Here is an 18447-nt window from a genome sequence, read left to right as displayed (position 1 = left end):
AGTTAAACATTTTTTTGTGTTAAGAATGAAGATTACAATTGCTTAAAATTTCACAAATTATTAATATTTCATTTTCAGATAGTTTGAAGAATTAATACTAATTTTAAGAGAATTCAAAAACTATCATTATGTTACATGCCATTTTAGATCAGATTTCGGAATCGGAAAAACCAATTATAAAAATCATTTTCAGAAATGATGATACGCGTGTTGTTGCTTTTGGACTAAAAAAAAGTTTGAAATTAATCGATCATCAATTACCTGTAAATGCAAAAATTTTAATGCTGAAAGGTGAAATAGAAATTGATTCAAAAATTGAGATTGTCAATTTAAAAGAATTTGACGAATATATTCTTCCTCCAAAAGTTATTCATCAAGTGACTTCCTTACAAGATTCGATGATGTTGGTTATTCTAAATTTTAATAAAAAAAGTTTTTAAAATATAGTTAAACTCTATTTATTTACACTATAAAAAACTTTATATTTATGATTATTAATTTATCAAAATATGAAACTACTTTTCTCATTAACTACTCTCCTTACCTTAGCCCTATCTTCTTGCAGTACAAGTATTAAACACGATCGATTATTTACTGGAACGATTGTGAGAGATTGTACAGGAACTTACATTCGTGTTGATGACAAAGAGGATTATTTGGTTTGTAACAATGAAATATTTTCAGACAAAAAAGAAGGTGAAACCGTGAGTGTTATTTATGATTTTGAAAAAACATGCAAAGAGTTAGAAAATAAAGCAACTTGTATGATGTATCATGAACATAAAGGCAAGATTAGAATCAAGAAAAATAATAATTAATCAAAAAATCCACTCAAATTGAGTGGATTTTTGCTTTATATAAAATACGATTATTTCGATTTTTTACGACGCTCTAATTCTTTTTCAATCAGCATCAATTCGCGTCCTGTTTGTCCTGCAACAGAAGTGTTTTCTTGTGCTCGACGAACCAAGTAAGGCATTACTTCTTTGATTGGCCCGTAAGGTAAATATTTTGCAATATTGTATCCTAAATGCGCCAAGTTGAATGAAATATTATCACTCATTCCAAATAATTGTCCAAACCAGAAATTTGGATTATTTTTCTCAATTCCGTTTTCGTTCATCAATTTGATTAACAATTCGCAACTTTCTTCGTTGTGCGAACCTGCGAATAAACCAAAACGCTCGTGATGAGAAGCAATAAATTCTAACGCTAGATTATAATCTCTATCCGAAGCTTCTTTGTTTGGTTGAATTGGAGATGGATAACCTTCGGCTTGCGCACGTGCACGCTCTTTCTCCATATATGCTCCACGCACAATTTTGAATCCTAAGAAATATCCTTCGCGCTCTGCTTTTGCATGCATTTCTTTCAAATAAGCCAAACGATCATGACGATACATTTGCAACGTATTCCAAACTAATGCACGTTTTGTGTTATATTTCACCATCATTTCGTCAGTCAAATCATCTGCAGAACCTTGCATCCAAGTTTCTTCTGCATCTACCATGATATTAACATCCAAATCATATCCTTTTTGACATACTGCCTCGAAACGTTGACGAATATTAGCCCAAGATTTTTCTTCTTCTGCAGTTAACGTTTGTTTCTTCCCTACTTTTTCAAATAATTCGATTCGACCAAATGCAGTTGGTTTAAATACTACAAATGGAATTGATTGATTAGATTTTGCTAAATCAACCAAGTGTAACATAACGTCACGAACTTCGTCAAATTGTTTTTCTTCTGTTAATCCTTCGATAGAATAATCTAAAATAGAACTTACGTGATATTTAAATAATTCATTTGCGACAACCACACCTTGTTCTGCCGTTTCTCCTCCTACAAATTGTTTGTAGATTGTTTCACGAATTACAGGTTTTACGAATGGGATATCTACCGCAAATGGTAAATTAAAAAACTTAGTTCCAAAACTTGTCAATGCGGGGCTTCCGATTAACTTGTATAAGTAATACGCTTTCTTTAAATCTTTATCTGATTTCGATTCGAAAGCAAACTGTGTATTGTCGAATAAAGACATGTGAGTTAACTATTTTTTGTGTTAATATAACGTTACAAATTTATAATTAAAACCTGATTAAACTAAAAAAACCTACAAGAAATTCTTGTAGGTTTTTGATATATTTTAAAGATTGCAAATAGTTGCCTATTCTTATCCTTTTTTAGCGTATTTGCTTCTGAATTTGTCGATACGTCCTGCAGTATCAACCAATTTAGTTTTACCTGTGTAAAATGGGTGAGATGTAGAAGAAATCTCCATTTTGATTAATGGGTACTCTACTCCGTCAACAACTAATGTATCTTTAGTATCAGCACAAGATTTTGTGATGAACACATCTTCGTTAGACATATCTTTGAATGCTACCAAACGGTAATTTGTTGGGTGGATATCTTTTTTCATTTTTTTAATCTTCTTTGTTAACTTTATTGGAGTGCAAAGATAATATTATTTACAGAATGTTACAATCAATTTTATTGAAAAAACATTTAAAACAATACATTAAGCAAATTTAATTTCGAGTGTAATGGGCTTCTTAAAATTAAACCTGCACTTCTTGTACACATTTTTCGTGGTGCAAATATAAACATTTTAGTAATTCGTACAAATATTTTTGGTGAATCTATTCATAAAAATCTATTTTTTATCTTTGTCCATCTACAATAAAACCTATTATTTGCTGTTTAAACTTATATAATGAATCATAATTTTATGAACGTAAAAACATTAATCGCCGGACTTGGTATTGCTTCTTTGATTGGTTTTCAATCTTGTCGCGATGATTTTGACTATGATCCAATTAGTTCTGAATTGCGCTTTAGCAAAGATACCGTTTCCGTAGATACCGTATATAATTTCTCTAAATCTGAAACCTATCTGCTTAAAATTTATAATCCTGAGAATGATGATCGCGTGATTCCAAAAATATATTTGACACGTGGAAATAATTCATTTTTCAATATAAATGTAGACGGAAAAGCAGGAACAAGTTTCGAAAATGTGCCGATTCGCAAAAAGGATAGTTTATTTATTTTTGTTGAAGTAAATGCTCAAGAAGCGCCTCTTAATCCGCTTTACGATGACGAAATTAACTTTAAAACAACCAATTCTTCTAAAAAAATCAAGTTACTTTCTTGGATAGAAAAAGCTAAAATTCATACAAAAGATGCTACAATTTCTTCTGCAAATTGGAATATGGACGAAGCCCAAGTAATTGACGGAAATTTAACTATTACAAGTGATTTAACAATTGATAAAGGTGCAAAAGTTTATTTCAAAAAAGGAGCAAGTTTAACAGTTGGAAACAATGCAAAACTTACTGTAAATGGAGCTTTGAATGAAGAAGTGAAATTTCGTTCAGCTCGTCATGATAATAAATACGATTCGATTCCTGATCAATGGAACAAAATCGAACTAGCTCCAAATAGTACATCAAAAATCAATTATGCAAAAATTATTGGTGCAGATACTGGTTTACACGTAAATAATTCGAAATTAGATATTAGTAATGCTAAAATTGTTAATAATCAATCGTATGGAATTTTAGCAACAAACGCTACAATTACAGGTTACAACTTGGTGATGAATAATAGTAATTTGGCAACTTTAGCAATAGAATATGGTGGTTCGTACGAATTTTATCATTCTACTTTTGCCAATTATTACAATTTTGCGACAAGTGCTGGTCCAGCTTATTCGCTTTTCTTGAGTAACGAAAACAATGATAAAAATGTTTCGGCTTTGACAAAAGCAACGTTCGGAAATTGTATTATATATAATGAACGCACGCCAAATGCTATTTTATTGGATAAAAAAGATGGTGCGGCTTTCAATTATTTATTTGACACCAATGTTATTCACAATGCGGATACTTCAGTATTAAATGTGACAACTGCGCCAAATTTCTTGGCAAGTATTACGTTAGATCCGATGTTTGAGAATACAAATTATTTCGCAAATAAATTAGCTGTGAAAAATGAATCACCTGCTAAAGGGAAAGGAAAAATATCTTTTGCGCAACAATATCCGTTAGATTATAACGGACAACCTCGAGGAACAACTCCTACAATTGGAGCATTTCAATAAAATAAATAAGGTCGAGTAAAACTCGACCTTATTTATTTATTATTTAACTGAACAGATACTTTTCCTTTAAAATCATCTCCTTTAAAATTGATTCTATAACTTTTATAAGATTCTAAATGAATAGATTCTTTTTTATTCATTTTTCCTTTCGAAGCACTACCTATTTGAGTTAATTCTTTTCCTGTATAATCTACAATCGAAAAATCCATTAAACCATTTTTTTGTTTCACTTCATAATCTAATTCAAGTTCTATATCTTGATTTGTTTTCAAGAAATAATAAACTTCTCCTTGCATTTGTGTAAAGTCCAAAACGATTTGATTATTATTTCGTCTAATCACTTTTGTTGCTGAATATGTTGTTCCTTCTGTTTTATAAATTCCATCAATACTCAAATATCTTGACGCATTCGTTGACACATTCGAAACAGTTGAAATTGTAATACAAGATTGCACCAACATCACTGCAAAACACAATAAAATAAATTTTCTCATAACATCATATCTTTACTATTAAGATGCATGTTTTATAAAAAAGTTACAACAAAGATTTAAATTCTATTCGTTATTTCTCGTACCAAAACACCAACAACTCCTAAAATAACCACCTCATCATTTTCGTGTATTTGAACACAATCTTTGTAATTTAGATTTATCGCAATCAGTTTATTGTTTATTTTATCAAAGCGTTTCAACGTATAATCTTCATTATTAACAGAAACAATAATATCATCGTGATGCAACGGAATAAGATCTGTCCGAATCACCAAAATATCATTTTTTTGATAAACAGGATACATCGAATCTCCACCAACGACAATCAAAAAAGTAGATTCGGGATGCGTTAAATAACGTTCGTCCAAACTTATTCTATCGTCCACAAAATCTTCTGCAGGTGAAGGAAATCCAGCATTTACATGACCAAAATTCGGAATATATTTTTTCTCACCATCTGTATTTATAACAAAAAGGTTGAGTTCTTTGTCTAACATTTTTATCTCTCCATTCATTTTTTCTATCGTTTAATACACCACCAACAAATCTTTCCACTTGGTTGTATAACAAGGTGATAAATTATTTTGACGCATTTTCCACGTTTTATTCAAATCTTGCGAAGCTAATTTTATTTTTGCCGCACCAAATTTTTTGTTCAACAAATCGATGACTTTCATCAAATCTGGGTGATTTGGATTTTCTTCTTCAAAAAGCGATAATTGTTTTTGATCTGACGAAACAATTCCAGACACCACTACTCCAGCCTTTTTGTACTCATAACCATCTTTATAAATTTGCTCAAACGCTTTAATTGCAAATTTGGACAACGTTATACTTGAATTCGATTCGTAAGGTAAATGGACCGAAATTGTACGGTAATATTGTGGTTTATTTCTATCAAAATTATTGGTCTGAATAAAAACTGTAACCAAATTGCAAGAAGAATTCTGTTTCCGAAGTTTCTCTGCACACGAAACCGCAAAAGTAGCAACACGCTCTTTTACATATTCAAAATCGTTGGTATATTCTTCAAAACTACGCGTCGTTGCAATACTTTTCTTTGCCGAAATCGCTTCTAAATCTAACACCGCTTCACCTAACAAATCTTTTTTCAAACGCAAACCTACTATCGAAAATTCTTTCCGAAGAAAATCATCTTTTAATTGTACAAAATCCAACGCTTTATTGACACCGATCATTCTCAAACGTCGCGACATTCGTCGACCAATTCCCCAAACATCTTCAATATTTAACCATTTTAACGCTTTATGGATTTGTTCTTGAGTCTGAATAATATAAACCCCTTGATGAACTTCTGGAAATTTTTTCGCAATATGATTCGCTAATTTCGCCAAGGATTTTGTTGGAGCAATTCCTACACAAACTGGCAATTTTGTAAATTGATATATTTTAGATTTGATTTCTAATCCGTAATTTTTCAAATCAAAACGATCAAATCCATTCAATTTTAAGAAACATTCGTCTATCGAATAAATTTCCTGATCAGGCGAATACAACGATAAAATCGACATTACACGATTGCTCATATCCGCATATAATTGATAATTTGACGAAAAAACTTTGATTTTTTTCTGTTCAAAAATACGTTGAAATTGATGCGCAGGCGCACCCATTGGAATTCCAGCTAACTTTGCTTCGGCAGAACGCGAAATTACACAACCATCATTATTAGACAATACTACAATTGGCTGATGAAGAAGCTTCGGTTGAAAAACACGATGGCAACTGGCGTAAAAATTATTACAATCTATCAATGCGAACATAATACAAAGTTGAGAAGTTAAAACGCCACATTGTGTCATCGAAAATGTTAAATTATTCAAAAATAAAAAACCACTCAAATGAGTGGTTTGTATTCTTATTTAATTTTATATTTTTTATGCAAATCTTTTATTACAACAGCTGGTTCATAAACCGTTTGAAATTTTATCGGTTTACTGTTTTTGAAATATTGTACTTTCAGCCACGTATCATTATTATCTAACTTTGTATAGCTGTTACTTTTTTCCAAAACTTTATCGTTCACCGTACTTAAAATTGCAAAATAATCAAAATTATTACGCTGACCAATTTCTGCTGCTCTCAACAAAGCATAGTCAAACGTTTTGTCTTTTTTATTGTATTCGTTTCCATCAAAACTAACAATATAGGTATCATTGTTCACCTTTTCTTCGGTATAACCGCCTGTACCATTATCTTTTTGGTATGCAACAGCCTTGCTGTTATGACAACTTGCTAAAGCAAAAATGAAAGCTCCAGCACATAAAATTTGAGTTAATTTTTTCATATCATTATAATTGGTTATTGAGCTTTAACAAAAATTGTTCCTTTTAAGATATGTTTTTGATATTTCTAAATATTTTCTTAACAAATTATTTTTGAATAAAATACTTTGTTATAAACATTTCTGATTAACAGTGTGTTTTTTAAACATTTAAAATCAATTTTGGCACAACATATTTAACATTCTATTAACTCATTGATTCTAATAAAAATCATTTAAGTTTTAATGCTTTATCTGATAAACTCACCTATTTTTGTAAATCAATTATAAGTAATGAGTAAATTAGAAAAATATCTATTTTCTACCAGAACCATGACGGTCTTGCTATTCATCTACGCAATCGCCATGGGTTATGCCACTTTCATTGAAAATGACTACGATACGGCTACTGCAAAAGCTGTTATTTACGAGGCAAAGTGGTTTGAGGTATTAATGATTTGGTTGATCGTTTTGTTCTTAATGAATATCAAACGATACCGATTATGGTCAAAGGAAAAATTGCCTTTATTGGTTTTCCACTTAGCATTTTTGTTTATTTTTATTGGAGGAGGAATTACTCGTTACATCAGTTTCGAGGGTGAAATGCCTATTCCAGAAGGAGGAACAAGTAACGAAATTACATCGTACAAATCTTATTTCAAGATGATGGTTGATGATGGTACACAACGTTTGGCGTATGACAATCATCAATACAATATGACGTATTTTGACAGAAAAGATAGTACAAGTTCTTTGTTCCGTAGACACTTTGAAGGTGAATATCAGTTCAAAGATAAAGTCATTAAATTAAAAACTTTTGATTACGTACCTCACGCTTTAGATACGGTTGTAAGAAAAAAAGAAGGAATTAATGTTTTAGAAATCGTGACAGTTGGACAAGCTGGACGTAATTCTGTTTTCATCAGAAATGGTGAAATAAAAAGTGTTAATGGAACTTTAGTTTCGTACAATAGACCGCAAGATGGTGCGGTACAAATTACTGGAGAAGGAGAAAATTTGGTTATCAAATCGCCTTTCGAAGGAGAATATGTACAAATGGCTGGACAACAAGTTGGACAAATTACAGACATGCAAAAATTGCAAGAAGGTGCTGGAAAAGTTGAATTTAATGTTCCTGCTCCATTAAAACTACGTTCGTTATATACAATCAACGGAGCGCAATTTGTAGTTCCAAATCCGGCTTTCAAAGGTGAAGTTTTATATAGACAAGGTTCTAAATTTAAAGCAGAAGAAAAGAATCTACCTGGTGCAATTAGAGCCGAAGTTATTGTTGGTGATAAACGCGATACAGTGACAATTGTTGGTGGAAAGGGTGTCACAAATTATTCTGCTGATGTACAAATTGACGGAATGAATATTTCGTTAGGTTACGGTTCTAAATTAGTAAAAGTTCCATTTAGCATTCGTTTAGATGACTTTATTTTAGATCGTTATCCTGGTTCTACAAATCCTTCTTCTTTCGAATCTAACATTACAGTTATCGACGAGGGAAAAGAAACAAAACATCACATTTATATGAACAATGTAATGGATTATAAAGGTTACCGTTTCTTCCAATCGAGTTATTTTCCAACGGAAGACGGAACTATTTTACAAGTTAACCAAGACTGGTGGGGGACTAACATTACCTATTTAGGATACTTCTTATTATTTGGAGGAATGTTTGTTTCATTATTCTGGAAAGGAACTCGTTTTACGCAATTAAACTCTCTATTAAAAAGTTTACATACCAAAAAAATAAATATTTTACTTCCATTATTTTTACTTTCTGGATTAGCATTTGCTCAAAATCCAAGTACTACTGATGGAGGAAAAAATGGACATCAAAAAATTCAGACTGATTCGGAAAAAGGGAACGTTCATTCATCAGAGCACATTGGTAGTTTTTCTACAAAAATGGCTGATGGAGATGAATTAGCGAAGAATGTAAAAATTCCTGACGAACACGCTGATAAATTTGGTCATTTACTTACACAAGATATCGAAGGACGTATAAAACCTCTTAATACACAAGCTTTAGAAATCCTTAGAAAAGTTTATAAAAAAGATAAATTCCACGGATTATCTGCCAATAAATGGTTTATTTCTTTGCAATTAGACCCTGCTTATTGGGTAAATGCTCCGATGATTGAAGTTGGAGATAAAGGAGGAGATCGTTTAAAGAAAATTACAAGCGCAAACGAAGATGGTTACACATCTTTAATGAATTTGATCGATCCAAAAACGACTCGTTTTAAATTAGATAAAGCCTATAACGAGGCATTCTCAAGAAAACCTTCAGAGCGTTCTAAATTTGATGAGGAAGTAATTAAGGTTACAGAGCGTTTCAATATTTTAGATCAAACTGCAAAAGGATATCAATTAAAAATAATTCCAGTTCAGAATGATCCTTCAGAGCGTTGGACTTCTTGGATTTATCAAACACAAGAAAATCCTGTAGAAATCGATACAATGGCACTTGGAATGATTAGTGTTTATTTTAACATGGTTTCGAAAGGATTAGAAAATGGTAATTGGACGCCTGCAGATAATGCGGTAGATTATATCGATAAATACCAACAAAAATGGGGTAAAAATGTTGTGCCTTCTCCAACAAAAGTTGAGATAGAAGTGTTATACAACAAATACAACGTTTTCTTTTGGGTGATGATTGCTTATTGTATGGTTGGTGGAGTTTTAATGATTTTATCCTTCATTCAGTTATTTTCAGAAAGCAAAGCACTTCATCGAATTATCAATGTTTGTTTGGGATTAATATTTATTGTCTTTATCGTACAAGCCGCAGGACTTGGTGTTCGTTGGTATTTAACTGGACACGCACCTTGGTCTAATGGTTACGAAGCCATTGTATTTATTTCATGGATTAGTGTTTTAGCTGGATTGTTATTATACAAAAACCGAAACGCATTTATTCCAACAACAGGAGCTATGGTTGCTGTAATTATGATGGGATTTGCACACGGAGGTTCTATGTTAGATCCACAAATTACACCACTTGTTCCTGTACTAAAATCATATTGGTTAATTGTACACGTTGCGATTATCGTTTCATCTTATGGTTTCTTTGGATTAAGTGCTATTTTAGGAGTTTTCTCATTAATTATCATGATGATTAAACCAAATAAAAAGATTGAAATTTCGCTAAAAGAAATGACTTACGTTTCTGAAATGTCATTAACAATTGGTATTTTCTTACTTACCGTTGGTACATTCTTAGGAGGTATGTGGGCAAACGAATCTTGGGGACGTTACTGGTCTTGGGATCCAAAAGAAACTTGGGCTTTCGTTTCTGTAATTGTTTATGCAGTTGTTTTACATATGCGTTTAGTTCCAGGATTGAGAGGGAAATTTGCCTTCAATGTTGCAGCAATGTGGGCTGTTTGGACAGTAATTATGACGTATTTTGGCGTTAACTATTACTTATCTGGATTACACTCATACGCAGCCGGAGATCCAATTCCAATTCCATTCTGGGTTCCTGCAACAGCAGTCGCAATGTTAGTTTTATCTATTGCAGCTTGGTATTTCCAAAACAAAGTTTACCACGTAAAATCAAAAAATTAATTTCTTTAAATATTATAAAATAAAAAAGCTCATCCAAAGATGAGCTTTTTTATTTTAACCTACTTTAACTTACAAATCATAACATTTTTTTTAAATTTGTTTAAAATAGTACGCAATGAAATATTTATTCATCGGATTTTTAGGGCTATTTATAGCTTGTAATGCGCAAGAAACTAAGAAAGTTTCTAAAAAGCAAACCATTCATCAAACAACAAAAACACCTCATAAAGTGAACAAAATTTACGATTATACATTCAAAGATATCAATGATGACGATTTTAATTTCGCGGATTTGAAAGGAAAGAAAATCTTAATTCTTAACACAGCTTCAAAATGTGGTTACACACCTCAATATGATGCTTTAGAAAAATTGTATCAAGAATATAAAGATCAAGGTTTAGTTATTGTTGGATTTCCTTCAGACAATTTTGGAGGTCAGGAATTTGACAACAATGAAGAAATTGCAAGTTTTTGTAAATTAAATTATGGCGTAACTTTTCCTTTGATGTCAAAAAGTGATGTAATTGGAAAAAATCAAAATGAAATTTTCAAATTCTTAACAAAAAAATCATTGAACGGAAAATCTGATAATGATGTAAAATGGAATTTTACGAAATTTTTGATTAACGAAGACGGAACTTTAGAGGCTTCTTATCCATCAAAAGTAACTCCAGATTCAAAAGAAATAATAGATTGGTTAAATAAATAGTAAATGAAGTTAGATATTCTTGCAATTGGAGCTCATCCTGATGACGTAGAATTGGGATGTGGAGGAACACTTGCAAAAGAAATTAAAAACGGTAAAACAGTTGGTATTCTCGATTTAACAAAAGGAGAATTGGGAACTCGTGGTACTGATGAAACGCGCCGTGTAGAAGCAAATGATGCCAAAAACATTTTGGGAGTTGCTGTAAGAGAAAATCTTGGAATTCCTGATGGTTTTTTCTTGAATGATAAAGAAAATCAATTGAAAATTGTCGAAATCATTCGCAAATATCAACCTGATATTATTTTGAGTAATGCACCTCACGATCGCCATCCAGATCATGGAAAAGGTTCAGATTTAGTGAATACTGCTATTTTCTTATCGGGTTTACCAAAAATTGATAATGGATTACCAGCTTGGCGTCCAAAAAAGCACTTCCACTACATTCAATGGTTGCCTTTAGAACCTCATTTTGTAATTGATATTTCTGGTTTTGTTGATACAAAAGTGGAAGCTTGCATGGCGTATAAAACGCAATTTTTTGATCCAAATTCGAGCGAACCTCAAACACCAATTTCATCGAAGAATTTTACAGATTCTATCCGATATCGTGCATATGATTTAGGAAGATTAATCGGAACTGAAGGTGGAGAAGGATTTATTTCGCGAAGTTATATTGGCGTAAATAATTTAGATTCTTTAATTTAGAAATAAAGGTGTAAAAAACCTTTATTTTTTTGTCAAAATTATTTGCAAGTACCGATTAATAGGCTATATTTGCAGTCCAATTGAGAGATTAAATAAAAGTTAATTTCGCAATAAAAATGGTGATTGTAGCTCAGTTGGTTAGAGCGCCGGATTGTGGTTCCGGAGGTCGTGGGTTCGAGACCCATCATTCACCCTAAAACTTTAGAATTAGTTTCAAAAGAAATTCAAACCAAATGGTGATTGTAGCTCAGTTGGTTAGAGCGCCGGATTGTGGTTCCGGAGGTCGTGGGTTCGAGACCCATCATTCACCCTAAAAACTTTAGAATTAGTTTCAAAAAAAATTCAAACCAAATGGTGATTGTAGCTCAGTTGGTTAGAGCGCCGGATTGTGGTTCCGGAGGTCGTGGGTTCGAGACCCATCATTCACCCATATTAAATCTCAATTTCAATAGAAGTTGAGATTTTTTTATTGAATTAATATCAAAACTTGGGAGCAATGCAAAAATTTGTGATAATCTGAATAAGAAAAAAGCTCTATCTCTAACTTCTTACAATTGCATTCTAAAGCTTTTTAATTTTTGGATTAGGAGTCAGGATTCTTGGTTATTTTAAATTATATTTTTATGGATAAAAAAAATAAGAATGATTTTTAGTTTGATTCTTCGTTGTAAATTTACCAAAACATTCAAAATGAAAAAATCATCAATATTCTTAGGAATGATTGCTTTTGCTGGAGTTTTAAGCTCTTGTTCAACTCAAAAAACAGCAGCAGAATCAACTCAAACCTCAATAGAAATGACAAAAGATTACGCTTTTCAATATTATGCTCAAGTTCCATTAACAACAGATATTTCGCATTTAACAAAAAACGAAAAAGAGATTTTACGTTTGATGTTCAAAACGGCAGATATTATGGACGATTTATTTTGGCAACAAGCTTATGGTGCTAAAATAGATTTGATGGACGAAACGAAAGGTGAAGCCAAAGAATATGCAAAAATAAACTACGGTCCTTGGGATAGATTGAATAACGAAACGCCTTTTATAAACGGTATTGGAGCAAAACCTGCTGGTGCAACTTTCTATCCAATTGATATGACGAAAGAGGAATTTGAACAAGCAAATATCAAAGATGGTAAATCTCCTTACTCAATTATTCGTCGTAATCGTGAAGGAAAATTATATTCGATTCCATACCACGAAAATTTCAAAAATCAATTATCAAAAGCCGCTGAATATTTAACAAAAGCATCAGAATTAGCAGAAGATGCTGGGCTTAAAAAATATTTAAAATTACGTGCTGCAGCTTTGATAAGCGATGATTTTTATGCAAGTGATTTGGCTTGGATGGATATGAAAAATGCAAATATTGATATGGTGGTTGGTCCGATTGAAAATTACGAAGATCAATTGTTTGGATATAAAACTTCATATTCTGCATATATTTTAGTAAAAGATATTGAATGGTCGAAAAAATTGGCAAAATTCGTTCAATATTTACCAGAATTACAGAAGAATTTACCTGTTTCTGCAAATTACAAAAAAGAAATTCCTGGAACTGATTCGGATCTTAATGCGTATGATGTGGTGTATTATGCGGGAGATTGTAACGCTGCTGGAAAAACAATTGCGATTAATTTACCAAATGATGAAAAAGTTCAACTAGAAAAAGGAACGCGCCGTTTGCAATTAAAAAATGCTATGAAAGCGAAATTTGATAAAATTCTTGCCCCAATTGCAACTGCTTTGATTGATGAAAGCCAACAGAAAAACATCAAATTTGATGCATTCTTTTCTAATGTGATGTTTCACGAAGTGGCGCATGGTTTAGGAATCAAAAATACAGTAAATGAAAAAGGTTCTGTCCGCGATGCTTTAAAAGAAGCTAATTCAGCTTTAGAAGAAGGAAAAGCTGATATTCTTGGTTTGTATATGGTGAATCAATTGTTGAAAAAAGGTGAATTGACAGGAACACAAGAAGATTATTTTGTGACTTTCTTGGCTGGAATCTTACGTTCAGTTCGTTTTGGAGCAAGTTCTGCACACGGACAAGCAAACATGATTGCGTTTAACTATTTTGCTGAAAATGGAGCTTTCGAAAAAACTACAAATGGACGTTACAGAGTAAATGTAGCTAAAATGGAAAAAGCAATGAATGGTTTATCAGAATTAATTTTGACACTTCAAGGAAATGGAGATTATGATGGTGTAAAAAAATTATATGCTGATAAAGGAATTATTCACGACGATTTACAAAAAGATTTAGATGTCTTGAAAACAAAAAACATTCCAGTTGATGTTGTTTTTGAACAAGGTCCAAAAATGTTGGGATTGTAAAAATAGATTCAATAAAAAAGCTTTCTCAAAATTGAGAAAGCTTTTTTGTTATTCATATAATTTCGTAGCAAAATCCTTCATCGGATTTCTAACTTTTTTCATTGGCGCTAGCCAATCTTCACTGTCTCTGTATCCCAAAGGAAGCATTAAAACGCTTCGCATTCCTTTTTCTTTCAAATCAAGCAAATCATCCAATTCAGCATTATCAAAACCTTCCATTGGCGTACTATCAATTTTCAATTCTGCTGCTTGAGCAAGAGCAAAACCTAATCCAATGTATGCTTGACGAGCTGTATGTGCAAAATTTTCTTCAGAAGTTTGAGGCAAATAAATTCCTTTCAATTTATCTGTATACGAACCAAAACGACCTCTTGGCAAATCTCTCTCATCCGTTGTATAATCGTAAATTGCATCAATACGATCTTCTGTATAACGATCCCAAGCTACAAAAACCAATAAATGCGAACAATCTACAATCGCTTGCTGATCATAGGCAATTGGAACAATTTTTTGTTGCAATTCTTTATTTTTAATAACTAAAATTCTGAACTGTTGCAAACCTGATGAAGTTGGTGCTAAACGAGCTGCTTCAACAATTTTTTTAACGTCTTCTTCTTCAACAATTAAAGACGGATCATATTTTTTTGTAGCGTAACGCCATTTCAAATCATCTATTAAAGACATAATTACTTATTTAAAATCTTTCTAAAAATACATCAAAAAAGTAATCGATCGACCAAAAAATATGCTAAAATTTATGTTATTTATCTTGTTTCCATTCCAAAAAATAACTTCCAGTTGCATTCGTAGAATTCCAACGAACTTGATAATCACCTTTTGCTAAATCAACTGTAAAATTTTCTTCTTTCGAATTTGTAAGTTGACGATTAAACACTACTTCATTATTTTGATCTACAATTTCAAAAATCATTTCGCCTTCTAATTTAATATTCGAATGAAAATTAGCAGTTAAACTTTTCGAAACATTTAGCTTGATATAACTCGTTCCAGAAGCATCTTCAAACTTCGCTTTTGTCCAATTATCACCATTCGAATTCGACCATTTCGAATCCCCCACTCCTTTGTCAAAAAAAGTTCCTTGCGATTTGATATTTGGATTATCCACTTTTCTATAAAAATTATTCGAATCAACATCTGCATTAACTTTTACTGTAATACATGATTGTAACGAAATCATTGCGATAATAAGTGCTATTTTTTTCATATTAGTTTCTCTTTTACTAAATAGATGCAGCATTTTGAAAAAAGTTACAGCAAACAAATATTTTTAAATCATTTTTGATATGCGTAACTTTCGCAAAATATTCTGATGAACGATACTACAGCTCAATTTTTGCAAGAAAACTTTACTCAAAAAGCAATTGAAAGTTTAACTCAACTTTCAGGAGGAGGTTCAGCTCGAGTATATTCGAGATTTTTTGATCAAAATCAGTCGTATATTTTGGCTGAAAGCTCTAATATTGAAGAAAATAAAGTATTTATTCAGTTCTCTTTAGATTTAAAAAAAGTCATCAATAATATTCCAGAAATTGTTTCAGTTTCAGAAGATTTTGCAACCTATGTTCAAACAGATTTAGGAGACGAAACACTGATGAATATTGTCTTGAATGATTTCGAAAAAGCAAAACCTTATTATTTTAAGACATTAGAAAAATTAGCAATTGCTCAAATTCAAGGTGCAACTAAAATCGATTTTAATCATACTTTTTCGTATCCAAAATTAGATAAAACATTAATTTTAAGAGATTTATTTCAGTTTAATTTTTACTTTTTAGATGTCTTAGGAATTGATTACAATGCAGGAAAATTAATCAAAGATTTTGATCGTTTTGCGTCTCAATTTGATAAACTTTCGCCACAAGGTTTTGTGTTCAGAGATTTCCAAACGCGCAACATTATGATTCATCAAAACGAACCTTATTTTATCGATTATCAAGGCGGTTTATATGGACCTGTTGTCTATGATTTGGTTTCGTTAATTTGGCAAGCAAAAGCCAATTTACCATTTGAATTTAAAAAAGAATTATACGAATTTTATTACCAAGAATTAACCAAACAAATTCCAACTTTAGTTCCAATAGATTTTCGTCAATCGTACGAATATTGTGTAGTTGCTCGACTTTTACAAGTTTTAGGAACCTATGGTTTGAGAGGAATTATTGAACGTAAAAAACACTTTTTAGAAAGTATTTCATTTGGGCTTAAAAACTTAGAATCAATAATCGATTATCCTATATTACAAAATTATCCAGAATTAAAACATATTATAAAAATCCTTGTTCTTCCAGAAACGTTAGAACGCATAAATCATAAAATAAATGGCTAAATTAAACATCAACGTTCGTAGTTTTTCGTATAAAAAAGGAATTCCAACCGATCCAACTGGAAATGGTGGTGGTTTCGTTTTTGATTGTCGTGGAATTCTAAATCCAGGTCGAATTCAGGCATATAAAACACAAACAGGGCGCGACGAAGAGGTTAAAAAATACTTGAAAACAGAAACTAAAATTGCAGTTTTTTTAGAAGGTGTTTTTCAAATTATTGACATTTCGATCGAAGATTATTTGCAACGAGGTTTCGAGAATTTAGAAATTAATTTTGGTTGCACAGGCGGACAACATCGATCAGTTTATTCTGCTGATGCGACTGCAAAACATATTCAAGAGAAATTTCCAGAAGCGCAAGTTACGTTACATCATATTGTGCAAGAAGAAAAAAATTGGATAAACGAGGCGTATTAATATGAAAGCAATGATTTTTGCAGCGGGTCTTGGGACTCGTTTAAAACCATTTACTGACAACCATCCCAAAGCTTTAGCAGTTGTAAATGGAAAACCTCTTTTGCAACGAAATATAGAATATTTGAAATCTTTCGGAATTAATGAAATCGTGATTAACGTGCATCATTTTGCAGATCAAATCATTGAGTTTTTAGAAGATAATAATTATTTCGGAATTGAAATTACTATTTCAGATGAAACAGATCAAGTTCTTGAAACTGGTGGTGGTTTGGTTAAAGCAAAAGCTAATTTCGAGGAAGATTTTTTGGTGATGAATGTGGACATTTTAACAGATCTAAATCTTGCTAAATTTATCAAAGCACATCAAGAAAACAAAGCGTTAGTAACGTTAGCAGTTTCTGATCGAAATTCATCTCGTAAACTATTTTTCAATGAACAAAATGAATTAAAAGGTTGGCGAAATCTGAAAACAGAAGAAGAAATAAAAGCTGTAGATTCTTTAGACAATTGCAAAGATTTAGCTTTTAGTGGAATTCATGTTATTTCTCCTACTCTATTTGATAAAATTACAGAGAAAGGTAAATTTTCTATCATGAAAGTTTATATGGACTTGATGAAAACTGAATCTATCATTGGTTTTGATCATTCTGGCGGAATTTTAATCGACGTAGGTCGACCAGAAAGCGTGTTAGAAGCAGAACAATATTTTAAATAGAAAACAAAAAACTCAATTCAATGGATTGAGTTTTTTTATGCAAAAAGTTTACATATCTTAGATAGAATGAAATACATTAATTATTTTATCTATTTAACTATTGTTGTAGTGATAATTCTCGCTTCAATACTTTACTTTTCTTTCAAAAATAAAGTTGGAAAGATTCTGCAAAAATAAATTACAATAAAAGCTTAGTTTTGATTAAGAAAGGATTCAAAGATACTTATCCTTATGACGAACGTTTTTTAGAAATTTATGATACAGAAATTCAGGATAAATTGAAGGAATTGTAAAAGTAATTGCTCAAAAAAAATATCCATTTTTTTTAATTTCTAGACTTCGCTTGAAATAATATTTTCTGAATTTATTTTTAAAAATCAATAAAACTCGCCATCTACATAAAACCATTTGCCATTCTCTTGCACAAACCTAGAAAGTTCATCATGTTCGTAGATTTCACCTTGTTTGTCTTGGTAATAAGCTCTAAATCGAACTTTATTATCTTTAGCAAAAACAATTTCTAACTTTAACCATTTATTCGATTTTGCCCAATCTTCGATATCACTAAAATCATTATCTTTTTGCGTAGAAGAATGTGTTGTATCAACTAAATATTCAGGCAAAACCATTGCAAAAGCAGCGTAACGAGAACGCATCAACTCTTCGGGAGTTTTTGGCAATTCAATATTCAAATGAAAAGGTTCGCAACAAGTTGCATATACTTTTCCAGAACAACAAGGACAATTCATTT

Annotated in this window: 19 protein-coding genes and 3 tRNA genes; 13 read left to right on the top strand and 9 right to left on the bottom strand. The window is 31.5% G+C overall.

The genetic code is table 11. The features are described 5' to 3' along the window. Positions 1-128 precede the first annotated feature (128 nt). Both B3578_RS07125 and B3578_RS07120 read left to right on the top strand, forming a co-directional pair. Entirely contained in the window at positions 129-440 is a 312-nt protein-coding gene (locus B3578_RS07125; protein WP_115001209.1) for a hypothetical protein, read from the top strand. A 69-nt stretch (positions 441-509) separates the two neighbouring features. Further along, positions 510-818 carry a hypothetical protein gene (locus tag B3578_RS07120; protein WP_115001211.1) on the top strand — a complete coding sequence of 103 codons (309 nt, stop codon included), beginning with the start codon at positions 510-512 and terminating at the stop codon, positions 816-818. 50 nt (positions 819-868) lie between these two features. On the opposite strand, the gene B3578_RS07115 is transcribed toward B3578_RS07120, so the two are convergent. Further along, the gene (locus tag B3578_RS07115) at positions 869-2041 is read right to left on the bottom strand and encodes a proline dehydrogenase family protein (protein WP_115001213.1); all 1173 of its coding nucleotides are present in this window, start codon (positions 2039-2041) and stop codon (positions 869-871) included. A gap of 132 nt (positions 2042-2173) precedes the next feature. Next, positions 2174-2422 (bottom strand): type B 50S ribosomal protein L31, encoded by a 249-nt coding sequence (locus B3578_RS07110; protein ID WP_038335685.1) that lies wholly within the window; start codon positions 2420-2422, stop codon positions 2174-2176. A 294-nt stretch (positions 2423-2716) separates the two neighbouring features. Here B3578_RS07110 and B3578_RS07105 point away from each other — a divergent pair, with 294 nt between their 5' ends. Beyond that, positions 2717-4105 carry a hypothetical protein gene (locus tag B3578_RS07105; protein ID WP_257468169.1) on the top strand — a complete coding sequence of 463 codons (1389 nt, stop codon included), beginning with the start codon at positions 2717-2719 and terminating at the stop codon, positions 4103-4105. A gap of 32 nt (positions 4106-4137) precedes the next feature. On the opposite strand, the gene B3578_RS07100 is transcribed toward B3578_RS07105, so the two are convergent. The 4 genes from B3578_RS07100 to B3578_RS07085 are packed head-to-tail and all read right to left on the bottom strand — an operon-like array spanning position 4138 to position 6907. Next, on the bottom strand, positions 4138-4599 hold the full coding sequence (locus B3578_RS07100; protein ID WP_219034692.1) for a hypothetical protein: 462 nt from the start codon (positions 4597-4599) through the stop codon (positions 4138-4140). Positions 4600-4655: 56 nt separating this feature from the next. Next, the gene (locus B3578_RS07095; protein WP_115001214.1) at positions 4656-5114 is read right to left on the bottom strand and encodes a LexA family protein; all 459 of its coding nucleotides are present in this window, start codon (positions 5112-5114) and stop codon (positions 4656-4658) included. A gap of 12 nt (positions 5115-5126) precedes the next feature. Next, positions 5127-6461 (bottom strand): Y-family DNA polymerase, encoded by a 1335-nt coding sequence (locus B3578_RS07090; protein WP_306459994.1) that lies wholly within the window; start codon positions 6459-6461, stop codon positions 5127-5129. A gap of 17 nt (positions 6462-6478) precedes the next feature. After that, positions 6479-6907, bottom strand: a complete 429-nt coding sequence (locus tag B3578_RS07085) for a CC0125/CC1285 family lipoprotein (protein WP_180906237.1) — start codon at positions 6905-6907, stop codon at positions 6479-6481. 270 nt (positions 6908-7177) lie between these two features. Between B3578_RS07085 and ccsA the strand changes: the two genes are divergently transcribed. From ccsA to B3578_RS07050, 7 genes are all read left to right on the top strand, one after another. After that, positions 7178-10468, top strand: coding sequence for a cytochrome c biogenesis protein (ccsA, locus tag B3578_RS07080; protein WP_291047538.1), 3291 nt, complete (start codon positions 7178-7180; stop codon positions 10466-10468). Between the two features lie 115 nt (positions 10469-10583). After that, complete coding sequence (locus B3578_RS07075; RefSeq protein WP_291047537.1) at positions 10584-11177, top strand: glutathione peroxidase; 594 nt, start codon at positions 10584-10586, stop codon at positions 11175-11177. A 3-nt stretch (positions 11178-11180) separates the two neighbouring features. Continuing rightward, positions 11181-11882: a bacillithiol biosynthesis deacetylase BshB1 gene (gene bshB1 / locus B3578_RS07070; RefSeq protein ID WP_125349099.1), complete on the top strand. Its 702-nt coding sequence runs from the start codon at positions 11181-11183 to the stop codon at positions 11880-11882. A 118-nt stretch (positions 11883-12000) separates the two neighbouring features. After that, positions 12001-12076 (top strand) — tRNA-His (locus tag B3578_RS07065). Positions 12077-12117: 41 nt separating this feature from the next. Further along, positions 12118-12193 (top strand) — tRNA-His (locus B3578_RS07060). Between the two features lie 42 nt (positions 12194-12235). Beyond that, positions 12236-12311 (top strand) — tRNA-His (locus B3578_RS07055). 261 nt (positions 12312-12572) lie between these two features. Then, the gene (locus B3578_RS07050) at positions 12573-14219 is read left to right on the top strand and encodes a dipeptidyl-peptidase 3 family protein (protein WP_125349098.1); all 1647 of its coding nucleotides are present in this window, start codon (positions 12573-12575) and stop codon (positions 14217-14219) included. Positions 14220-14267: 48 nt separating this feature from the next. Here B3578_RS07050 and B3578_RS07045 read toward each other — a convergent pair whose 3' ends face one another. Both B3578_RS07045 and B3578_RS07040 read right to left on the bottom strand, forming a co-directional pair. Beyond that, positions 14268-14903: an NAD(P)H-dependent oxidoreductase gene (locus B3578_RS07045; RefSeq protein WP_114999737.1), complete on the bottom strand. Its 636-nt coding sequence runs from the start codon at positions 14901-14903 to the stop codon at positions 14268-14270. Between the two features lie 76 nt (positions 14904-14979). After that, complete coding sequence (locus tag B3578_RS07040) at positions 14980-15444, bottom strand: hypothetical protein (protein WP_147279970.1); 465 nt, start codon at positions 15442-15444, stop codon at positions 14980-14982. A 105-nt stretch (positions 15445-15549) separates the two neighbouring features. Here B3578_RS07040 and B3578_RS07035 point away from each other — a divergent pair, with 105 nt between their 5' ends. From B3578_RS07035 to B3578_RS07025, 3 genes are read left to right on the top strand one after another with little or no spacing between them, the layout of a single operon-like run. Then, on the top strand, positions 15550-16566 hold the full coding sequence (locus B3578_RS07035; protein WP_219034690.1) for an aminoglycoside phosphotransferase family protein: 1017 nt from the start codon (positions 15550-15552) through the stop codon (positions 16564-16566). After that, on the top strand, positions 16559-16981 hold the full coding sequence (locus B3578_RS07030; protein WP_219034689.1) for a RapZ C-terminal domain-containing protein: 423 nt from the start codon (positions 16559-16561) through the stop codon (positions 16979-16981). The genes B3578_RS07035 and B3578_RS07030 overlap by 8 nt, the downstream gene beginning before the upstream one ends. A gap of 1 nt (position 16982) precedes the next feature. Then, a complete protein-coding gene (locus tag B3578_RS07025; protein WP_219034688.1) occupies positions 16983-17696 on the top strand; it encodes a nucleotidyltransferase family protein in 714 nt (237 codons plus the stop codon). A 377-nt stretch (positions 17697-18073) separates the two neighbouring features. On the opposite strand, the gene B3578_RS07020 is transcribed toward B3578_RS07025, so the two are convergent. After that, a complete protein-coding gene (locus B3578_RS07020) occupies positions 18074-18445 on the bottom strand; it encodes a YchJ family protein (RefSeq protein ID WP_219034687.1) in 372 nt (123 codons plus the stop codon). Positions 18446-18447: the final 2 nt, after the last annotated feature.

Source organism: Empedobacter sp. UBA1574 (genome assembly GCF_002322895.1).
GTDB lineage: Bacteria > Bacteroidota > Bacteroidia > Flavobacteriales > Weeksellaceae > Empedobacter > Empedobacter falsenii_B.
This window is presented reverse-complemented; position numbering and strand designations above follow the sequence as displayed.

Bases quoted from the DNA above. Each gene is read 5' to 3' on its own strand.
- B3578_RS07125 (WP_115001209.1), top strand. From the start codon at position 129: ATGTTACATGCCATTTTAGATCAGATTTCGGAATCGGAAAAACCAATT.
- B3578_RS07120 (WP_115001211.1), top strand. From the start codon at position 510: ATGAAACTACTTTTCTCATTAACTACTCTCCTTACCTTAGCCCTATCT.
- B3578_RS07115 (WP_115001213.1), bottom strand. From the start codon at position 2,041: ATGTCTTTATTCGACAATACACAGTTTGCTTTCGAATCGAAATCAGAT.
- B3578_RS07110 (WP_038335685.1), bottom strand. From the start codon at position 2,422: ATGAAAAAAGATATCCACCCAACAAATTACCGTTTGGTAGCATTCAAA.
- B3578_RS07105 (WP_257468169.1), top strand. From the start codon at position 2,717: ATGAATCATAATTTTATGAACGTAAAAACATTAATCGCCGGACTTGGT.
- B3578_RS07100 (WP_219034692.1), bottom strand. From the start codon at position 4,599: ATGAGAAAATTTATTTTATTGTGTTTTGCAGTGATGTTGGTGCAATCT.
- B3578_RS07095 (WP_115001214.1), bottom strand. From the start codon at position 5,114: ATGAATGGAGAGATAAAAATGTTAGACAAAGAACTCAACCTTTTTGTT.
- B3578_RS07085 (WP_180906237.1), bottom strand. From the start codon at position 6,907: ATGAAAAAATTAACTCAAATTTTATGTGCTGGAGCTTTCATTTTTGCT.
- ccsA (WP_291047538.1), top strand. From the start codon at position 7,178: ATGAGTAAATTAGAAAAATATCTATTTTCTACCAGAACCATGACGGTC.
- B3578_RS07075 (WP_291047537.1), top strand. From the start codon at position 10,584: ATGAAATATTTATTCATCGGATTTTTAGGGCTATTTATAGCTTGTAAT.
- bshB1 (WP_125349099.1), top strand. From the start codon at position 11,181: ATGAAGTTAGATATTCTTGCAATTGGAGCTCATCCTGATGACGTAGAA.
- B3578_RS07050 (WP_125349098.1), top strand. From the start codon at position 12,573: ATGAAAAAATCATCAATATTCTTAGGAATGATTGCTTTTGCTGGAGTT.
- B3578_RS07045 (WP_114999737.1), bottom strand. From the start codon at position 14,903: ATGTCTTTAATAGATGATTTGAAATGGCGTTACGCTACAAAAAAATAT.
- B3578_RS07040 (WP_147279970.1), bottom strand. From the start codon at position 15,444: ATGAAAAAAATAGCACTTATTATCGCAATGATTTCGTTACAATCATGT.
- B3578_RS07035 (WP_219034690.1), top strand. From the start codon at position 15,550: ATGAACGATACTACAGCTCAATTTTTGCAAGAAAACTTTACTCAAAAA.
- B3578_RS07030 (WP_219034689.1), top strand. From the start codon at position 16,559: ATGGCTAAATTAAACATCAACGTTCGTAGTTTTTCGTATAAAAAAGGA.
- B3578_RS07025 (WP_219034688.1), top strand. From the start codon at position 16,983: ATGAAAGCAATGATTTTTGCAGCGGGTCTTGGGACTCGTTTAAAACCA.
- B3578_RS07020 (WP_219034687.1), bottom strand. From the start codon at position 18,445: ATGAATTGTCCTTGTTGTTCTGGAAAAGTATATGCAACTTGTTGCGAA.